Raw genomic sequence first — 19,493 nt, 5'->3', positions numbered from 1 at the left:
TTATTCAATGGTTATATAGTGAAACATGTCTGATGTTTCTTGTTAAGGATGAGTGTGGCGCAGAGCTGATCGCTATCCGCTTCCTGGGCTGCGTCAGATGTCTGTCATCGACAGACTACTGGTCTTGGTGCGACTACTGGTCTTGGTCTGACCGCTCGAGGACAAGCGGACTGAGGATACGTTATTTAGCTGAATAGGCGTAATTTTTGATGGCTAACGGACACCAGATACGTTATTCATAGAATATGACGGCAAATAGACCGTTTATTGCGGTAATAAGGGATCCTGTGTCCGTTAGATCTAAGAATCGAGGGTTAATCAGGGAAATAAGGGATCTGGTGTCCGTTAACTGGTGGTCTAGGTGCGACTACTGGTTTTGTTGCTATTTTTTCGTCTTGGTGCTACTGCTCATCTTGGTGCGATTACTAGCCTGGTGCTGCCTCTCGTGTCTAAATGCTACAGCTGATCTTGGTGCGACTACTGGTCTTGGTCTGACCGCCCGAGGACAAGCGGACTGAGGATACGTTATTTAGCTGAATAGGCGTAATTTTTGATGGCTAACGGACACCAGATACGTTATTCATAGAATATGATGGCAAAAGGACAGTCTATTGCGGTAATAAGGGATCCTATGTCCGTTTGATCTGAAAATCGGGGGTTAATCAGGGAAATAAGGGACCCTGTGTCCGTTAACAGGTCATGGTTAGCGGCATGATGCCCGGAGTTGGTTAGGCTGTACTGGCGAGCGATGTGACATGCAGCTGCATACCGGCGGTACTTCGACGTTGCGATGCTGGCGACGCGCGATGTTAAAAAAGGAGGCATCCCAAAAGATCCCAGATCTTTCGGAGTGCCTCCTTTATCCGCTTGTTCCCAGCATCTTCCGCTATACGATGATACTAGCCTTCAGCATCCGTCTTCATTCCTTACTGAATGCCGTAAAACTCCTGCAGCTGATCGATCATCAGGTTGGCCGCCAGGATGCCGCCTGCCGTATTCCAGATCGCGTCATCCACTTTGTGGGCTTGACCGTTCTTCACAACGTTCAGGTTCTTCCACAGCGGATCGTTGATCCATTCCTGCTCGGTCTGGTTGGCGCCGCCATCCCCTGTCTCATAAGTGAAGTAGAACAGTCTGTCGGCTTCCACCTCAGGCAGACGTTCCTTCGTGATCTCGTCCACGAAATCGTCCTTGGCGTTCTTGGTCATGTCGTTGCGGGCAATGCCGATTTTATCGAAAATAACGCCCGAGAACGTATTGGTGTGGTACACCCGCGTCTTGCCTGCCATGAAACGAACCACGGAGACGGTTTCGTCGACCTTGCTTCCAGCCTTCTCTTTAAACTCCTGGATCCGCTTGTCGTAGGCAGCCAAGAGTTCTTCGCCTTCCGACACTTTGTTCAGCGCCTTGGCATACAGTTCAAAATTGTTCTGCCACTCGCCGCGAAGATCCTCGGCAAAAACAGTCGGCGCGATCGCCTTCAATTGCTCGTATACTTTTTCCTGACGCATCTTGTTGCCGATGATCAGGTCAGGCTGCAGACCCGCGATCAGCTCGATGTTCGGCTGGCTCTCTTCCCCGACAACGGTAACGCCTTCCATCTGGTCTTTAATATGCGGATACCAAGGATCCCCCGTCCAGGATCTAACGGCACCTACCGGCTTCACGCCCAAGGCCAGAAGCGCCTCGGTTCCTTCGTTCGTGAGGACGACGACCTTTTGAGGCGTTCCTTTGATCGTTTCCGTCCCCATGGCATGCGTAACTTCATACGATTCGCCGCCGGCAGCAGCGCCGCTGTTGCCCTCTGCGGTATTCGTCGTGTCGCCGCCCGCGTTGCTTGTCCCTTCTTGCGCCGGGCTTGCTCCGCACCCCGCAAGAATCATGATCATGATCAGAGCCAGCAAGCTAAACTTGATGCCTCTTGCCGGTTTCTTTGCCATTCCTGTTCCCATTCCTATCTAAATCCCCCTTGTGTCATATCCCGCTATTTGAAAACCATTATCAATCACTGATTCAAAACTATAAAGGGTTTCGTGAAAAATATCAATATATTTGTGAGAATGATTATCAAGCTCATTGACAGATACCGTCCCTTCACCTAAAATTCATATGAACTTAATTATTCATGGACTTAAGAAAGTGAGCATATATGCGCGTATTCGGACTATTGATATCGCTATTGGCGCTGGCCGCTGCCGTCATGGGCAGCATCGCATTCGGAGTAACGAACATCCCTCTTTATCAGGTATGGGAATCGTTCACTCACTTTAACGGAAGCAACGAACATCTGATTATTCTCACGGCAAGGCTTCCTCGAGCGCTCATTGCCGTCGCCGTGGGGGCGTGCCTTGCGGTTGCGGGTGCGCTCATGCAGGTCATCACGCGCAATCCGATTGCGTCGCCAAGCACGCTTGGCGTGAACTCCGGCGCGGCTTTCTTCATTATTCTGGCATCGGGCTGGCTGGGCATTGGCGGACTTCAGTCCCTTACCTGGGTCGCGTTGATCGGAGCCGCCGTCAGCGGCGGTATCGTATTCTTCCTCGGCAGCATCGGCAGGGACGGCATGACGCCGGTCAAAATCACCTTGGCAGGAGCTTCCATGGCCGCTTTCTTTCACTCCCTGACCCAAGGATTAATGCTCTCCGACGGCAAAATGTTTGATCAGGTGCTGGTATGGCTGGTCGGTTCGGTTGCCGGACGCGATTTGAACCAGCTAACCTCCGTATGGCCCTACATGGCCGTTGGCATGCTGGCTGCGCTGCTGCTGGGACGGCATCTGAACGCCCTCTCCATGGGAGACGACATCGCTCAGAGCCTCGGGCAAAAAACTGCACTCATCAAGCTGTTAGCTGCTGCAGCCGTCATCCTGCTGGCCGGCGGCTCCGTAGCGGCGGCGGGACCCATCGCATTCGTAGGGATCATCATCCCTCATATCGTTCGGTATTTAATAGGAAATGATTATAAGTGGATGCTACCTTACAGTGCGGTGTTTGGCGCACTCCTGCTGGTGACGGCCGATCTCGGCTCCAGATACATTGCCATGCCGAAGGAAGTCCCTGTCGGCGTGATGACTGCAATCATCGGGGTGCCGTTCTTCGTGTACATAGCCAGGAAAGGAAGGCGAGCACAATGAGTAAACACCGCATATTCCGTTCCCGGAACGCCAAAGTCTCGTTTATGCTGGAGCGAAGAACCCTATGGGTGTGCCTGATCCTATTCGTGCTTTGCATTGCAACCATGATTATCAGCACGGGAACCGGCAGCCAGTTTGTTTCGCCGCTGCATGTCGTCAAAGCGTTATTCGGTGACGCTCCCCCGATGGAGCAGGTCATCGTCATGCAGCTAAGGCTGCCCCGTATTATCATTGCTGTGCTGATCGGCGCGGCTCTCGCGGTGGCGGGGGCTATTCTGCAAGGCGTCATCCGCAACCCGCTTGCTTCTCCGGATGTCATCGGCATTACGGAGGGAGCATCGCTGGGGGCGGTTCTCTTCATCTTCATATTTACGGGCGCCGTATCCATCCATTGGATGCCGCTCTTCGCCATTCTCGGCGCTTTTTTCATTACCGGACTGCTGTATGTGCTTGCCTGGAAAAATGGCGTATCGCCACTGCGACTCGTCTTGATCGGAATCGGGGTATCGGCCGCGATCAAATCGATCTCCTATATGCTGATCATCTCCGGACCGCTGCAGCTGGCGGACCGTTCGCTTACCTTCATGGCGGGCAGCATTTACGGCATGTCCTGGGATAAGGACGTAATGACCTTGCTTCCTTGGGTCGCCGTTCTTCTTCCGCTAACCTGGCTGCAAGCCAGAAATGTGAATATCCAGGCCCTTGGAGACGACGTGGCCAGCAGCACGGGCGCGCAGGTTCAGAAGCAGCGGCTGATTCTGATCGGACTCAGCGTTGCTCTGGCCGGAGCGGCCATCTCGATTGGCGGCGCCATTGCTTTTATCGGATTAATGGCGCCGCATATGGCCCGCAGGCTCGTGGGACCCAACTTCGGAAGCGTGCTTCCGGTCAGCGCGCTGATCGGTGCGATTCTGCTGCTCGTCGCGGACCTGGTGGCACGGACGGCCTTTCTGCCGCGCGACGTGCCGGCAGGCGTATTCACCGCCGCGATCGGCGCGCCGTTCTTCCTCTACCTGCTGTATCGTAACCGCAATCGATTCTAGAACCGAAAGGAGCTAAAGCGTCATGAATACGCTGGAAGCAAAGGGATTGGGTCTGTCTTACGGGGGAGACTTTATATTCGAAAATCTGGATTTAACCGTGCCTATAGGTAAAATCACCGTGTTTATCGGCAGCAACGGCTGCGGCAAATCCACTTTGCTGCGCTCCATGGCCAGGCTGCTGAAGCCGCAGCGCGGCTCGGTAGTACTAAACGGGGCCGACATCGCAAGCCTGTCCACCAAGGACGTTGCGCGGAAGCTCGCCATTTTGCCTCAAGGGCCAACGGCTCCGGAAGGGCTGACGGTCATGCAGCTGGTGAAGCAAGGGCGCTATCCTTACCAGAGCTGGCTGCGCCAATGGTCGCGGGAAGATGAAGAAGCGGTCACAGCGGCTCTTGAATCCACGGGACTGACCGAGCTGGCTGATCGTACAGTTGACTCGCTGTCAGGCGGCCAGCGGCAGCGGGCTTGGATTGCGATGACGCTGGCGCAGGAAACGCCCCTCATTCTGCTGGACGAACCGACCACCTATCTGGATTTAACGCACCAGATCGAAGTGCTGGATCTGCTGTACGACTTAAACGCCAAAGAACAGCGGACCATCGTCATGGTGCTGCATGATATCAATCTGGCCTGCCGTTATGCCGACCATATCGTGGCCATCCGCGACGGGAGCATCAAGGCTGAAGGCAAACCGGGAGATATCATCAATTCCGACTTGATGCAGACCGTGTTCCAGCTCCCATGCGAAATTATTCCGGACCCGCTGTACGGGACTCCGATGTGCGTTCCCCGCGGGAAGGGCAAACGCCGACCTTCGGCTGTCCAGCCGAATACGGCAGAACCGATTCAACCAACAACTACTCCGGCGCCCGCCCCTGAACTGGCAACGGTCTAGCATATGCAAACATACAGCCGGCTTCGTTTTCGCTTTATGCGGGAAAGCCGGCTTTTTTAATTATATGGACCTTTGAATCTGTCGTATCTGTATTATCTGTTGGGTCTCTTTGTTCTCCCTCCGGTATGGAACTCTTTCAAAATCGGCACGTGAACCAAGATACGGTAAGCAGCCGGGGACAAAGCCGATCATCGGATAAATGGAAGGCAACATAACCTCCTCATATTCAACAATCCATTGCCGGCGCAAAGAGACTAAAAGGCATGTGGAGAGACAAAAGAGACACATTCAGGACGCAGAGACATATAAAAGGCATACAGAGACACATCAGGCCCGCAGAGACACTCAGGCTACAGAGACAAAAAGGCCTATAGAGACATATCAAGGCCTACAGAGACACAGCAGGCATGTAGAGACATATTAAGGCCTACAGAGACACGTCAAGGCCTACAGAGACATATCAAGGCATGTAGAGTCACAAAGAAGGCCGCCCCAAAACGTCGGGGCAGCCTTTTATATTTGTAATAAACGCTAAATACATAGGTTTCGTCTTCCATTGCACCACTTGCACACATGCTGTTCCGCTAACCATTCGGTTACCGACCGCTTATGACCATTTGCCTGCACGCGGGGGTTTATGCTTCTGTCGAAGCGGAAGTCCTCCGAACAGCTTGGACTTTTCACGCTTCCGTTGTTCCAGCAGTTTCTTTACCCCTCGCATCAACATGCGATACCTCATCTCATCCTCGTGGCCGAACTTGCGCATTTCGTCAAAGTACTCGTCTGTCATCCTATCCCCCTGTTGTATAAGTCTATAGAACTAGGATATAAGACATAACTATACAATTTCTCAACAAGAATTGACCACGTTACGCCGTCGGTTCTTCCTGTTTAAGGAGGGTGAGTGCCGTTATTTTATATGTACAAGGACAATGCAACCGCCTGCAGACGCACCCAATTTGTCCATCCTTTCCAAAATTGAAAATACGCTTCACCTTAGATGGACTGATATTATAAAATGAACAACAAAGGAGGGGATCGCACATGCAGGGTATATGGAAGCTGAACAGGCCGGTCTGGGCAGGCATCGCGGCGGGCATTCTTCTCGGGCTGTTCCTCAAGATCATCGAGCACATCACCTCGCTGGAGGTCTACACGCTTCTCCTGAACGTCGATTACGTGCCTCTCCTGAATGAACTGAAGCTCTCCGAACTTGTCGAGTTTGCGCTGCATCTCGTCATCTCTGTCCTGCTGAGCATCGCTCTAGCCATCTTTTTGAAGCAGAAGAACTGGTCCCGCCGGCGAAGCTTGTTCTGGGTTTCATTGGCCTGTTTGGCCGTAGGACTTCTCCTATATCCGACCACCGTCTTGTCTGACCGTACCCCGGAGTTATCCGACCCTGCCGCCCTTCTATTCTGGCTGGCCGGTCATCTGCTGTACGGCATCGCTATGGGCTGGCTGCTGGCGAGTTCACGTGGAGCCTCTGCCTAGTCCGGAAAGCAGTCTTTCGAAAAGGCCGGTTTACAGATTAATGCAAATATCCGCTCCACTTGAATGGAGCGGCTTGAGTGTAAAGTATTATTTTAGAATTAATTTTCCAAGGCTTTCAGCTGATTAACGATAGGTAAAACCCAATTTGGCAAATTAAATTCCCTATGCTTAATTACCCCGAATTCTGCCTCCAGCACAATTTCTCCACTCAGTGCGCTATTATCTATCACAAATAGATGATCAACCAGGCTCATGTATTGGAGAAGATTTTGCATAGAAGAATGATGCCGATGCATGATATCTTCGGCAGGGATGTGGTGACCCCCATTACGTACTCTGCCGGCTACTCGTTCGACATTTAGATTTGGATCACCAAGGCCTACATAAAACATGGTGACCTGGAAACCATTTGCCTTTGCTTCCTTCATAAGCCTAATAGCGTAACCACCCGAGAGCGTCGTTTCCATGGAGAAATCCCGTTGAAATTGAAGGCATTCTCGAGCTAATTTTATCGCCTCTTTTCCTGCAGAAACGCGAGCTGCTTCCGGTTGCCCCGGGCTCAGACGCCGAGCCAGAGCATCGGGATCAATATTTACACTTACTCCAATCCGGTCGATGATGAGATTACGAATCGTACTCTTCCCACTCCCGTTGTTTCCGGCAAAAACAAACATCGTTGTTGGTTCAACTGTCTTTTCCCGAGACATATTCCTTCTCTCCATTAGAATACTCCCTTACCAGTTTGCCAAAATCATCTTTATATACAACATAAGATTCGTTTACTTTGGCCTCAAGTCTTGCCCTTTCGCCAGTCAGCCTAATAAGTTTGGTTAATTGTTTATCCTTTTTCATAACCACAACCTCCAACTTATTGTCGTTGAATTCCATTTCTCTTTTAAATCATATCACAAACTGATTAATCCACCATATAGGCTTAACTTGTATAAACAACTTTGGAATTTGATTGGGTCCTTCAACGCAAAATGACCGCCCCCCTTGTGGGAGCGGTCACAGCTATGAAACCGAATGCGTAAATGCTGTACTTATGCTATGGATCTTTCACTTTGGCTCTTTGGCAATTAACGACCCAAGGACAAGTCCTTATCCTCTTCGCCAGCGGATTCCTCGTCCTCGGCGAACGAGTCGTCTGCGGATGCCGCTACGCCATCCATGAAATCTTGAATCTGGCCGCTGTTGCGAGTCAGCGTGGCTACCGAAACCTCGTGTTTCTTCGCGATGTCGGACTTCGTTGTTGGAATGTTAAGCGATGAAGTTACTATATATTCGATCGCACTTGCATATCCACCCTGTTTGCGGTACTTCGGATTGGCTTCTCTGGAGAAGCTGTTCCAGACCATCAGGAGGCTGAACACTTGAAACAGCTGCTGCTCATCCTGCAGTTCGTAATCCCGGCAGATCTGAGGAAACACAGACTCTGCAAGCTCGCGATGCTCATCGGCGATCCAATCCATCCACCCCAGCTTGTCGTTGATCATCTGTCGCAACTGATCGACCTGTAGCTTAGGCTCTGCTGCTTTCGCACCAGGGAACTGGATGACTTTACCGTATACCGTGCGTTCATCTCTTTCAAGACAACATCTTTTGTACTTTTTCCCGCTTCCGCAGTGACATAGATCGTTTCTTCCTAGCTTTTTCATTTCCTAGCTCCTATTTGAATGATTTCTTCTATTATACATGGAAAATATGAAAATGCGCACCTCAAGCCTGTAGATCCTTAAGGTATGCGGGCCTTCCGCGTCGTTACACTCTCTTACAGGGGGGCTTCCGATAAGAAGGTGCCGAGGCAAGCCAGATAGCAAAAAAGCGCGGGTTCCCTCTATGAAAGCCGCGCCCCTTCATATTATTCTATAATATCGTCATAACGCAAGTAGGATGTAACAAATTTGTTAGAACCTATAATAGACTTGTGCCATTTTTGGTAAAGATTCCATAGATATAGGTCTTAGCGCTTATTGGTCAGCTAAAAGTCACAGATAGCCTTCCAGCATGTCTGCCACCGAGTCGGCGCACGCCCGGTATCCTGCCTCGTTCAGGTGAAGCCGGTCATCCGACAAGTAACCCGAGAGATCCCGTTTCACCCGGGCGTTCAGGTCGTGAATCGCAATGCCGAGCGGCATGAGCGCCTCGATGGCTGCCTTATTATAGGCATCGATCTCTTCATTGCTTCTGCCCTCGGATTCCGGATGCACCGGCGTCGTCGTGGCAAATACGATCTGTGCTCCCGTTCGCCGCAGCTCATGGGCAATGCGCTTCAGATGGGCCGCATATTCGCCGAGCGGCGTCAGTGCTTCAACCCTCGGAGCCTCGCGGTGCACATCCCACAGCCCATTGTTCCAGTGGACGATATCCGGGATCCCCAGCTCACGGATCCAGAGGTTGACGCCCCACAGCGTAAAGAACGAGAACCGCCCGTTCTCTCCCGGTGCCACGACTTCTGCCCGGTCAGCCAGCCGTTCTCTCACATAAGGCTCGTAGCCCTCCCGGATGGAATCGCCCAGCAATAAAACTCTTTTCATCTGTCCGTCTCTCCTTCCATGCATCTATGCCTTGCAATGAAAAAGCCTTACCCTCATCACCCCAGGGTAAGGCCGCTCGAGCTCATGATAACGAACCCGTTATTATCTCCGAATTAATAGCCCAGTGCGGTTTTGGCTTCCTTCCACTTCGCGTTCAGCTTGTCGAATGCAGCCTGCAGATCGTCGGCCACGATATATTCCTGGACGTAATCGCCGGTACCGATGCCGATTTGCGCCTTGTTCGCGATCTCGTTAAACTTCGGATCGGTCGCTTCGCTCTCGATCAGGGTCGGATTGAACGATTGGAATTCGGCGAGCTGCGAGATGGAGGACTCCGCAGATTTGATGATCGGCATGAAGCCGGAATCTTCCACGTATCCGGATTCCTTCACGAAGAAATCAACCCACGCGGTAGCAAGCTCTTTGTTCTTGCTGTCTTTGCTGACGGCGATGAAGTAATCCGAACCGAGCGGTGCGTTGTACTTGCCGCTATTATCGTACGGGAGCGGGAAGAAGCCGATGTCCTCCGAAGCCGCGCCGGCGCCGATCACCTGCGGAATCACCCAATTGCCCAGGAAGTACATCGCGGCTTTGCCGGAAGCCATTTCGCCTTTCGAAATCTCCCAGTTGTTTGTGTACAAGTCTTTCTCTACCCATTCCTTTTGCACGAAGGTGCGTCCGATATTCGCAAGGATGCCCCAAGCATTGTCCATCTGGAACGGCGCTTCCTCGGCGACCTGCTTCGAAGCGAACTGCGGATCCCCGTTCACGTACCATGCGGAGTTATCCGCCCAGTTGCCCATCGTCCATTGGGCTCCGAAGTTCATGTACAGCGGAATGATGTCCGCCACTTTCAGCTTCTCTGCGGCTGCGTAGAGCTCATCCAGCGTGGTCGGCACTTTGTCGACGCCTGCAGCCTGGAACGCTTTCTTGTTGTATACAATGCCTTGCGTATTGACGCCGGTGGAGATTCCATAGCGTTTCCCTTCGAAGAGGGTATTGTCCGCAAAATAAACGTCCTCGAACATCGTATCCGGCAATGGCTCAAAGTACTTGCCGTACTCCGAGGTGGCAAGGCCTGTCGGAATCATCAGCACGTCGCCGGCCTCGCCCGTGGTCAGACGGACCTGAATGTCCGTCGCATAGTTGGTCAATCCTTCGAATTCAATCTCCGCCTTCGGATATTTCGCTTTGAAGGCTTCCACGTATTTGTCCAGCGTGCCGTCGTTTACCAGGTCGGTGCGGTGCGTCAACACCTTCAGCTTGCCGCCCAGCTCCGCTTCGCCGGATGCCTCGGTCGGCTCGCTGCCGGCGCTGCCGCTCGGCGGTGCCTCGGTGCCTGCGTTATTCGTTTTATTTCCTCCGCAGGCGGCCAAAATGGATGATACGGTTAAGAGCAGAAGCAGTGCCATCGTAAATCTTTTTTTCATTTCGTCTTCCCCCTGTACGTTGAATGTACTTGCGTTTCTTCGCATCTTCATGAAGCGCTTACTGATATCGCTTACATTTCAAATGATAATCGCTAACACGTTCAAAACAAATGAATTGTTTTTGTTTTTATTGTCATAAATTATGCTAACATATCATTTTCTTGTTAGGCTCGAAATAACCTGCTTCTCGGCAGCCGACAGCAAAAATCGCACCGTACGTCCTAACGAACGTGCGGTGCGATGTTAACCCTATGTTTATGTTCAGCTACCTTGCGCACCGAGCCGGTACGCCCGTCCGATCCTGCATTAAACCCGGATGCCGGCCGCATAAAATGTCTTCACCGTCTCCTCGGCCAACTTGCCGTACATGCAATAATCATCGTTCAGGGACGCTTCCTCCACGCCATACAGCCGCGCCGGCCAATCCCACAGCATGTAACCCTGCATCCACTCCCGCTGGGCGCAAGCAGCGAACATCGCTTCATAATACTGCCGCTGCTCCTCCTCCGACGGTCCGCCGGGCAGCGACCAATCGTTCGGGCGGGCCGCGGAGCCCTCGCGGCTCGGACAGCCGGCTTCCATGAAGAAGAACGGCTTGTTCCATCGGCGGACCGTGCCTTCGATCCGATCCAATTGCTCCTCCCACTGGTCGATCGGATAATAGCCGCTGGAGGAGATGATATCTACCGCATCCCACCAGCCCACGCGCTCCTCCTGATATTTATCGCAATTATACGTCACCAGCCCGCCGTAGACGTTTCGTACATCCGCAATCAGGGCCCGCCACTCCGCGTCCCGCTTGTCGGCCTGCACCATCTCGCAGCCCACGCACAGCATCTCGCATCGCTCTTCCTCCGCGATTTCGGCATAATGGCGAATGAACTCCCCATAGGAGCGGAACCATTCCGCCCAACTCGGCTCACCCGGAACCTCCTCGTCGAAGAAGTTAATATGGGCCCGCCACGTTCCGTTCGCGACGTTCACGACCGGCTTCAAGCACACCTTGAGGCCCAGGCTCTTCGCCTTGCGGATCGCCCATCGCACCTCATCGTCCGTTACCGTCGGTTCCTCCCGGAACGGAATTTCCGTCGACTGCGGCGTTGCCTGCACGGCCGACAGCGCGATGGCCACCCAATTCACGTCCATGTCCGCCATGCGTTCCATGGAGAATTCCGCCTCGGGTCCCGTCCAGGAGCCCCGTACGCCGGTCCACCCCCAGGTCATGCCGCATACTTTTTCCGTCCACTTGTTTGTCGAGTTCATATATCGAGTCTCCTCTTCTTCATCGTATCGTGTTCGTTATTTGACCGCTCCGTTCGTAACCCCCGCAAAAATGTACCGCTGCATGAACAAGAACAACACGACCGTCGGAATGAAAATAATGAGAATGCCTGCCGAGATCACGTTCAGCTGCGCCGCGTTCGGACCGATGAAGGAATAAATCGCGGTGGATACCACCTTCAGGTCTTGGCTCGGCATATACAGGTACGGCGTGTAAAAATCATTATAAATCGAAATGCTCTTCAGAATGACCAGGGTCGCCGTAGCCGGCGCAAGCAGCGGGAAGATGATGGAACGGTAGATTTTGAACAGGGACGCCCCTTCCAGCATGGCGCTCTCATCCAGATCCCGCGGGATGCTGTTCACGAATTGCAGATAGATGACGATCTGGAGCACGTCGGCTCCCAAGTACAGCAGAATCGGCGCAAACATCGTGTTGTAGGCTCCCAGGCTCTGGATGACGCTGAAGGTAGCCACCTGCGTCGTGACCATCGGAATGACCTGAGCGACCAGGTACATGCCCATGATCGCTTTTTTCATCTTGAATTCGAACCGTCCGACCGCATAAGCGACCATGGTACCGAACAGGATGTTGCCGACCACCGAAATGACCAATACGATCAGGATATTGCGAAATCCGAGCCCCAAATCCCCGATGTCGATCACCCGCTTAAAGTTCTCGAAATTAAAGAAATTGTCGGGCAAGCTGAGGCCGGATTGATAATACTCCACCTGGGTCTTGAACGCCCCCACGAAGATCGAGTAAATCGGGAAGAACACCACGAACAAAGCGACAACCAACGTGAAATAATTGAAAATCCTAAAGCCGATCGAGCCTTCCCTTCTCATGATTGCTTCTCCTCCCTGAACAGCAGCTTCCGTTGGATGACAATGAACAGCAGCACGATGATCAGCAGCACGACCGCCATCGCCGAGGCCAGTCCGAAGTTCTGATACTTGAATGCCGTATCCACCGTCTTGATGACGAAGGTCGACGTATCGTTCGCCCCGAGTAACATCACAAACGGAATATCGAACGCTTCGAGCGCGCCCGTCAAGGTGAGGATCAGCATCAGCTCCAGCACGCCCCGGATGCTAGGCAAGGTAATGTAACGGAACTTCTGCCAGCCCGATGCCCCGTCGATGGAGGCCGCCTCGTACAGGTCGCCCGGTATCGACTGCAGCGCCCCGATAAAGATGACCATGTTCAGCCCCATGTACTTCCACATCGAGATGAAGGCCAGCGCAAAATTCACGATCCCTTTATCGCCCAGCCAGCTCTGCTGCCAGGATTCGAGTCCCAGCGCGCCAAGCAGCGTATTCAGCGAGCCGTATTCCATGTGGTACACGTTCTTGAACATGATGACCGTAGCCACGCTGTGCAGCACGTACGGCAGGAACAAGGCGACCCGGAAGCCGTTTCTCCCCTTCAGCTTGCCCGTCAGAATAACGGCAAAATAGAGGGCAAAGACGACCTGGATGAGACCCCCGATCAGATAATACAGATTGTTCTTGAGTGAGCTGAACACTTCGGGCTTCGTAAAAATCTCGACGTAATTGTCAAAGCCGATAAAGTTCATATCCCAGCCGAGACCCGACCAGTCCGTCAAGCTGTAATACAACAGCGAGAGCGCCGGATAATAAGAGAAGGTCAGTGACAGGAGCACGGGAATGGCAAGGAAACCGAACAGAATAAGATAGCGCTGCGTTTTATAACTGAAATTGAACACGTTCCCTTCCTCGCTTTCTGGATGAAATGGTACCGTTTTCAATCATTATAAAAGACAGCGCCCCGAAAAATAATAGACTTTGTTTGCTTTTATTGTCCTCAGTTTAGATAACAGTCACCTAACAAAATCGCGATACTCCTTTGGCGTTTTTCCGGTCATTTTTTTGAACACTTTATTGAAATAAGCCGGGTCCGGGTAGCCCACGCGTTCGCCGACCATATACGTCTTGAGCCCGTGATCCTCCTTCAGCAGCCGCTTGGCATGCTCGATTCGCACGGCGATGCAATAGTCCGTAATCGTCTCGCCCGTTTCGGTCTTGAACAGCTTGCTCAAGTAGCTCGGAGTCAGATAGACCAGGTCGGCGAGGTGCTGAAGCTCCAGCTCCTCGGTGTAATGCTGCTGAATATAGGCCTTGATCGTCTCGACAGCCCGATGCTCGCTCTTTCCTTGATCCAGAAGCCCGGCAGCAGCCTCTACAGCGCGCTTCAGCCGGCCCGCGAACGAACGCCAATTCTCGCTGTCCCCCGGCTCCAGGTTCCAATCTGCATCCCCTGCGTCAATGCCGCGCTGCTTCATCTCTTCCGCCACATGCGACTCCAGGGTCAGGCAAGCTTCCCTCAATTCGGCCCAGCCGGGCCGCAGGGAAGCCGTCTCTTCCAGCCAAGTGCCCATCGCCGCCGACAAGCGTGCATACTCGCCTGCACGCAGCGCCGGAAGCAGCTGTTTATCCAAGGAACGGACAAGCCGGTAGCGCTCTTCCCGGTGAACCGCCGCTATGCCTTCGCCTCCGCAGTTGCGCCGTTCATCGCTGTACCAAGCCTGCTCCAGGACGCTCGCGGCTTCCCTATAGGCTTGCGGGAGCCAGCGGCTCCCGCTGGATACGCCGCTGATGCCCAGCTTCGCCGAAGTGCCCGCGGGAAGCTGCTGAAGCAGCATGGCCGCCCATTCTCTCGCCATATCCGCATGGCCGGACTCGGCGATGGACGCCAAGATCGCTTGCCTTCCTCCTTCGCAGCCGATGATTCTCCGCTCCGTCCCCCAGACCGACGTCCACGCCAGCAGCTTCTCTTCCGCGATCTCCGGGAACGTGCGAAGCAGGAGCACCGCGTAATGTCCGTGGAACAGCGCCTGCCGATCCAGCCGGTCGCAGACTTCTTCGAACAGATGCTCCGGCATTGTTCGCTGATCCGTGCCTAACAGGAAGCTGACCAGATCGTCCGACTCCAGCTTTCGCTCGTTCTGCTCGCCCTTCACCAGCTCGTCGACGTTCTCCAGCATGCGGAGCAGCTCTTTCATGTTGACCGGCTTAAGCAAATATTCCAGCGCTCCCTGACGCATGGCGGTGCGGGCATACTCGAAATCGTTGTAACCGCTGAGCACGGCGAATTTCGTGCGGCAGGCCATCTGCTTGATATTCGCCATCAGCTGAAGCCCGTTCATTTGCGGCATTTTGATATCGGTAATGACCAGGTCGGGCTGGAGCTCATGCCATTGATCCAGCAGCTCCTGGCCGCTTGCAAACGTCCCTACGACCCGATATTGCTCGCCTGCGTCCCGTATCAGCTTGCCAAGCCCCAGCCTGATCCGTTCCTCGTCGTCCACTACGGCGATGTTAAGCATTTGCAAGTCCTCCTGTCCTCGGTTCTTCTATATGTTCCGCGGGAAAGGTAATCCGAACGGCGGTTCCTCGCCCTTCCTCGCTGTCTACGGTAAGGCCGTAGGGTCTTCCGTATCGGAGCTGCAGCCGCTCGTGCACGTTTCGCAGCCCGACTCCCCGGCCGTCCGTTCCCGGGGACTGCGCCTGATCGAGCATGCTGCGCAGCCTCGCAAGCGCTTCTGCCGACATGCCCAGCCCGTCATCCGTAACGGTAAACACATGGTTCATGCCATCCATGGCATAGGTAATGGTCAGATGCAGCACGTTTTTGTTCTCGTCGAAGCCGTGATTGACGGCGTTCTCGATGATCGGTTGAAACAGCAGCTTCATCACCCGAATGGAATCAGCCCCCGGATCATCCGGCAGCGTCAGCACGAACCGCTCGCCGTACCGGTAATTCAGCAGCTCGATGTAGGCTTTGACATGCTCCCACTCGCGCTTCACCTCCACGACCTCGCTGCCGGCATGAATGCTGTAACGAAGCTGCTGCCCTAACAGCTGAACCATGTCCCCCACCTCCTGATCGTTGTGAAGGACGGCCGTCATCCGGATCGTTTCCAGCGTATTGTAGATAAAATGCGGATTGATCTGGTGCTGAAGACGCTCCAGCTCCGCCTCCTTCTTCCGCTTCTCGATCGCGTAAATATCGTCGATGAGCTGTTTGATGCGTGCCATCATCCGGTTGAACGAGACCCCGATCAGCGAGGCCTCGTCCCTCCTTCGGACCGGGAACACCACATCCAGCTTGCCGGTCTGCACCTGCTTCATCAGATGGACGATGGACCGCAGCGGCCTTGTCAGCGCATAGATCAGAATCAGGGAAATGATGAGGGCAAAGCTGGTAACGCCGACAGCCGCCGCGATCGTTATCTTGCGGGTCTTGAGCGCATCCTGCATCAGCTGCCGCTCCGGCACCGTAATCAGGATCAGCCAGCCGGTCTGCTCGGATTTCCGGTAAACGACAAGCTGCTCCTCCCCGTCGACCTTATGGCGAAAGCTTCCTTCGTTGCCGGTGGCCTGGGCAAGCGCCGCATTGTCGGTCATGCTGCGGGACAAATATTTCTTCTCGCTGTCATAGATCACGGTCCCGCTGTCATCCAGAATGAAGGTGGTGCCGTGCGTCGTCTCCTCCAGGTCGGTGACGATGTTCTCGATCACGCCGATGTTGGCATCCACCACAATGGTGCCGATGGAATGGTACGATTTATCGATGATGTCGCGGACGACCGTGAACATGTACTGCTTGCTGCCGGCGGACACGGCGATCTCCTGCGTGCTGACCAGCACGGGCCGGCCGCCGGCCTCCGTGGCCAGCTTGCGCCAGTTGTCATAGTACTGCTGCAGATTCGAACGGTTGCCGCCGCTTTTGACCACGTAATAGGGGTTGCCGAAAAGGTCGAACAGGTACACGTTGCTCGTGCCTTCTTTGATGTTGTTCATGAAATAGATGCTCCGCTCGACCTTGCGGGTAATCTGGAGCTTCAGCTCGCTCTCGTTCAGGCTTGCCGATTCCTTCGGCTGCCCTTCCGCCTGGTAATGCCGATTGGACATCTCGAGCCCGGACTGGATTTCATTAAGGTACGAAGGAATGATCGAAATTTTCATCATATCGGTCACGTAATCATCCAGCTTGCCCATCATTTTGCTCGACAGCTGGGACACGTAGGCGACCGTATTGTTCTCGATGGTGGCCGTATAACGCTCTGCCGCAAAATACGTGATGAGTCCGATCGGCAGGATAATCAGAAACAGAAAGACCACAAACAGCTTCTTGTCCAAGCGTCCGGCCGGCCGCTCCTTCCATAGACGGGTAATGTAGCCGCGCAGGTTCACGTCAGTCGACCTTCTTTGCATAGGCGGTGGATTCGCGGAGGATGAAATCGCCGGCCAGGAGTATTTTTTCCAGCGGGCTGTCTGGCTGCTCCACCCGTCTCGCCAGCATCTCCACCGCCCTGCGTCCGAACGCCTCCTTGTTGACGTGGATGGTGCTCAGTGACGGAGCCGCATAAGCGGCATCCTCAATATTGTCAAAACCGGTAACCGAGCAGTCTGCTGGCACCTTGGCGCCCAGCTTGCCGAGCACCGTCATGATGCAGATGGCAATGGAGTCGTTCGCGCACACAAAGGCGGTTGGCAGTTCCTCCATCCGGCTTAGTATCGTCTCGAGCGACTCCGTCATCTCGGAGCGGTTATCTCCTTCGAAGCTAAGGAGCTCCTCGTTCTGATCCAGCGGGATCCCCTGCTCGCCGAGGACGGAACGATAGCCTTGATAACGATCGGCGAAGCTGCGCGAGAACCGGACGTTCCCTACGAACTGAAGCCTTCGATGCCCGCACCCGATCAAATAATTGGTCACCCGTCTCATGCACTCCACATTGTTCATGAACAGGGCATCCGACGGTATCAGCGGATCCTCATGATCGATTAAGACGAAGGGAATATCCAGGCTGCGGATTTCGAGCAGCAGCTGAGAGGAGATAAATCCGACGCCGATGATGCCTCTCACCCCGCTCGGATTAATCAAATTCGCGAAGCTGTCCTTGAACTGATCGGTCACGATGACCATCCCCGTGTCCCTTGCCTCAAGCTCATTCGTGATGCCGTCGATAATCCGTCCCCAATACAGGGAATCCCGCGTTTGGTAGCGGACATTCGGCACGAGCACGATGACGGTCTCCTTAGCGGCTTGGCTGCCGTCGGCATTGGCTTCGTTCTTCTTGCCTCCGGCCTTCGGCGACTTGTTGGCAAAATAACCGAGCTGGGTCGCGACGTTCACGATTTTCTCCCGGGTCTCGAGACTGACGCCGGATTTACCTGAAAGCGCTTTAGAAACAGCGAACTTCGAAAGGCCGAGATGATCGGCAATTTGCTGCATCGTGACTTTTCCTGCCATAACCTGTACACATCCTTTAAGGTAATCGATAAGTTATTAGTTAATTGTTATCATAACATTTCATTTATTAGGTAAACAATTAAAACTTTTGAATGCAGCGACGGCGCAGACAAGAGCCCGTTCCAACCTGGAACGGGCTCTCTCACGATTGTAGCTTATGAACGTTTCATGACGCCTTTCGTTACTCCATTAGCACGCTAACCGTTCACCCCGTTAACGGTTCTATCGCCTTGCTGCTGCAGCCATATCGCCGATCACTTGCCTTAGCACAGGCTCAAGCCGGTCCGCCATCAGCTTGAAGCCGAGGTCCGTCGGATGAACCCCGTCAACGGTCGTTTCCCCGGGATCGTCGCCTAACCAATCCGATCCGTCCACAAACGTTAGGTTATGGTCTCCGGCCACCGTCAGTTCCCGAATGAGCTCCATCTGAAACTTTTTCCGTTCAAGCCGTCCTTCGCGAAATTCCGGCATGAACGACTCGGCTCCATGAGGGATGCGGGATACCAGAATGATGGGAACCTCCGGATGGAACTTCCGGTAGGTCTCGATATACCGCGGCAAGGTCTGACGATAAGCTTCGGTCCCTCCGCAATTCGCCTCATAATCAATCACGAGACAGGCCGGCTCCGAGATTTGGGCGGCCAGTTCGGCAAGCTCCGGCTCTCCCTTGCCGTTCCCCGAGAAGCCCAGGTTGATAAACTCCAGATGGAGCCTGCGGCTCAGAATGTTCGTATACGACATGCCGGGCCGCGACGCGCATCCGCCTTGCGTGATGGAGGTTCCGTATATCACCACTCTCGAGCTGGAATCATAGGGCTCCGGCGCAAGGACCTCGGCTCCCGGCTCCATTCCGATCCATATCTCCTCAACGCCCTGGTATAAGGGCATGTTGAGCAGGAACGAGCGTGCTTTGCGGTCTTCGACAGTGAAAAGGCTGCTCTCATACTCTGCCTGACCTGGCTGGAAACGGGCGGTTCCTGCATGTTTCCACTCGCCCGGGCCGCCGATATACGCATCCACTCCGCACTCCCCGGTGGGGGGCATATGGTACATGCCGGATCCTGCCGTCAACCGCACGCGGACGGATACGTTCCGCGAATCCGTTCGGAAGCGGATTTGACCGCCCGATGTGCAGTTCGCAAGCGTATCCACCTCCGGTCGGACGGGGACCTCAGGTACGGCGGGCAGCCTGCGATAGATGCGTTCGGTGTCGAACCAGGCGAAGCCGGATACTCGGAATGGCTCTTCCAATGGGGAATACCATAACCATTCGTCCGCTTCGACGTGATCGATCTTCATGTTCTGATCCAATTGAAATGGAGACACCTTCTCAGGTTCAGGGCTATTGTTCTGCACAATGTATCGCCTCCCTATGTAAGCTCGAATTGAAGTACATTGCCTTA

18 protein-coding genes are annotated in these 19,493 nt (G+C 53.9%); 4 read left to right on the top strand and 14 right to left on the bottom strand.

Going from position 1 to position 19,493, the window contains the following annotated elements; all coding sequences use genetic code 11:
* Positions 1–926: 926 nt before the first annotated feature.
* Positions 927–1,952: an ABC transporter substrate-binding protein gene (locus tag RB298_RS07070; RefSeq protein WP_486046550.1), complete on the bottom strand. Its 1,026-nt coding sequence runs from the start codon at positions 1,950–1,952 to the stop codon at positions 927–929.
* A 197-nt stretch (positions 1,953–2,149) separates the two neighbouring features.
* Here RB298_RS07070 and RB298_RS07065 point away from each other — a divergent pair, with 197 nt between their 5' ends.
* From RB298_RS07065 to RB298_RS07055, 3 genes are read left to right on the top strand one after another with little or no spacing between them, the layout of a single operon-like run.
* Positions 2,150–3,133, top strand: coding sequence for a FecCD family ABC transporter permease (locus RB298_RS07065; RefSeq protein WP_486046548.1), 984 nt, complete (start codon positions 2,150–2,152; stop codon positions 3,131–3,133).
* Positions 3,130–4,176, top strand: a complete 1,047-nt coding sequence (locus tag RB298_RS07060; RefSeq protein ID WP_213580366.1) for a FecCD family ABC transporter permease — start codon at positions 3,130–3,132, stop codon at positions 4,174–4,176. The genes RB298_RS07065 and RB298_RS07060 overlap by 4 nt, the downstream gene beginning before the upstream one ends.
* A gap of 22 nt (positions 4,177–4,198) precedes the next feature.
* Positions 4,199–5,071: an ABC transporter ATP-binding protein gene (locus RB298_RS07055; protein WP_486046546.1), complete on the top strand. Its 873-nt coding sequence runs from the start codon at positions 4,199–4,201 to the stop codon at positions 5,069–5,071.
* 607 nt (positions 5,072–5,678) lie between these two features.
* Here RB298_RS07055 and RB298_RS07050 read toward each other — a convergent pair.
* Positions 5,679–5,861, bottom strand: coding sequence for a hypothetical protein (locus tag RB298_RS07050; protein ID WP_096775094.1), 183 nt, complete (start codon positions 5,859–5,861; stop codon positions 5,679–5,681).
* Positions 5,862–6,115: 254 nt separating this feature from the next.
* On the opposite strand from RB298_RS07050, the gene RB298_RS07045 reads away from it, so the two are divergent.
* Positions 6,116–6,562 carry a hypothetical protein gene (locus RB298_RS07045; protein WP_486046544.1) on the top strand — a complete coding sequence of 149 codons (447 nt, stop codon included), beginning with the start codon at positions 6,116–6,118 and terminating at the stop codon, positions 6,560–6,562.
* 98 nt (positions 6,563–6,660) lie between these two features.
* Here RB298_RS07045 and RB298_RS07040 read toward each other — a convergent pair whose 3' ends face one another.
* The 12 genes from RB298_RS07040 to RB298_RS06985 all read right to left on the bottom strand — a co-directional run bounded on the left by RB298_RS07040 (position 6,661) and on the right by RB298_RS06985 (position 19,446).
* On the bottom strand, positions 6,661–7,269 hold the full coding sequence (locus RB298_RS07040) for an ATPase (protein ID WP_486046542.1): 609 nt from the start codon (positions 7,267–7,269) through the stop codon (positions 6,661–6,663).
* Positions 7,247–7,414, bottom strand: a complete 168-nt coding sequence (locus RB298_RS07035) for a hypothetical protein (RefSeq protein ID WP_175495194.1) — start codon at positions 7,412–7,414, stop codon at positions 7,247–7,249. Before RB298_RS07035 ends, RB298_RS07040 begins: the two co-directional genes overlap by 23 nt.
* Before the next feature lie 227 nt (positions 7,415–7,641).
* Entirely contained in the window at positions 7,642–8,220 is a 579-nt protein-coding gene (locus tag RB298_RS07030) for a YecA family protein (RefSeq protein WP_036662158.1), read from the bottom strand.
* A gap of 330 nt (positions 8,221–8,550) precedes the next feature.
* Positions 8,551–9,099 (bottom strand): SGNH/GDSL hydrolase family protein, encoded by a 549-nt coding sequence (locus tag RB298_RS07025; RefSeq protein WP_486046539.1) that lies wholly within the window; start codon positions 9,097–9,099, stop codon positions 8,551–8,553.
* Between the two features lie 113 nt (positions 9,100–9,212).
* A complete protein-coding gene (locus tag RB298_RS07020) occupies positions 9,213–10,529 on the bottom strand; it encodes an ABC transporter substrate-binding protein (protein WP_486046537.1) in 1,317 nt (438 codons plus the stop codon).
* Between the two features lie 306 nt (positions 10,530–10,835).
* On the bottom strand, positions 10,836–11,792 hold the full coding sequence (locus tag RB298_RS07015) for a glycoside hydrolase family 113 (protein WP_486046535.1): 957 nt from the start codon (positions 11,790–11,792) through the stop codon (positions 10,836–10,838).
* A gap of 36 nt (positions 11,793–11,828) precedes the next feature.
* Positions 11,829–12,659 carry a carbohydrate ABC transporter permease gene (locus tag RB298_RS07010; RefSeq protein ID WP_119849804.1) on the bottom strand — a complete coding sequence of 277 codons (831 nt, stop codon included), beginning with the start codon at positions 12,657–12,659 and terminating at the stop codon, positions 11,829–11,831.
* Entirely contained in the window at positions 12,656–13,540 is an 885-nt protein-coding gene (locus RB298_RS07005) for a carbohydrate ABC transporter permease (RefSeq protein ID WP_009593160.1), read from the bottom strand. Before RB298_RS07005 ends, RB298_RS07010 begins: the two co-directional genes overlap by 4 nt.
* A gap of 114 nt (positions 13,541–13,654) precedes the next feature.
* Complete coding sequence (locus RB298_RS07000; RefSeq protein ID WP_486046533.1) at positions 13,655–15,160, bottom strand: response regulator transcription factor; 1,506 nt, start codon at positions 15,158–15,160, stop codon at positions 13,655–13,657.
* Positions 15,153–17,030 (bottom strand): cache domain-containing sensor histidine kinase, encoded by a 1,878-nt coding sequence (locus RB298_RS06995; RefSeq protein WP_486046531.1) that lies wholly within the window; start codon positions 17,028–17,030, stop codon positions 15,153–15,155. The genes RB298_RS07000 and RB298_RS06995 overlap by 8 nt, the downstream gene beginning before the upstream one ends.
* Before the next feature lies 1 nt (position 17,031).
* The gene (locus tag RB298_RS06990; RefSeq protein ID WP_009593171.1) at positions 17,032–18,090 is read right to left on the bottom strand and encodes a LacI family DNA-binding transcriptional regulator; all 1,059 of its coding nucleotides are present in this window, start codon (positions 18,088–18,090) and stop codon (positions 17,032–17,034) included.
* Positions 18,091–18,312: 222 nt separating this feature from the next.
* Positions 18,313–19,446, bottom strand: coding sequence for an SGNH/GDSL hydrolase family protein (locus RB298_RS06985; RefSeq protein WP_277748107.1), 1,134 nt, complete (start codon positions 19,444–19,446; stop codon positions 18,313–18,315).
* Positions 19,447–19,493: the final 47 nt, after the last annotated feature.

Origin of the sequence: Priestia sp. BR_2 (genome assembly GCF_041954005.1) — a bacterium.
Taxonomy (GTDB): Bacteria; Bacillota; Bacilli; order Paenibacillales; family Paenibacillaceae; genus Paenibacillus_AQ; species Paenibacillus_AQ lautus_A.
This window is presented reverse-complemented; position numbering and strand designations above follow the sequence as displayed.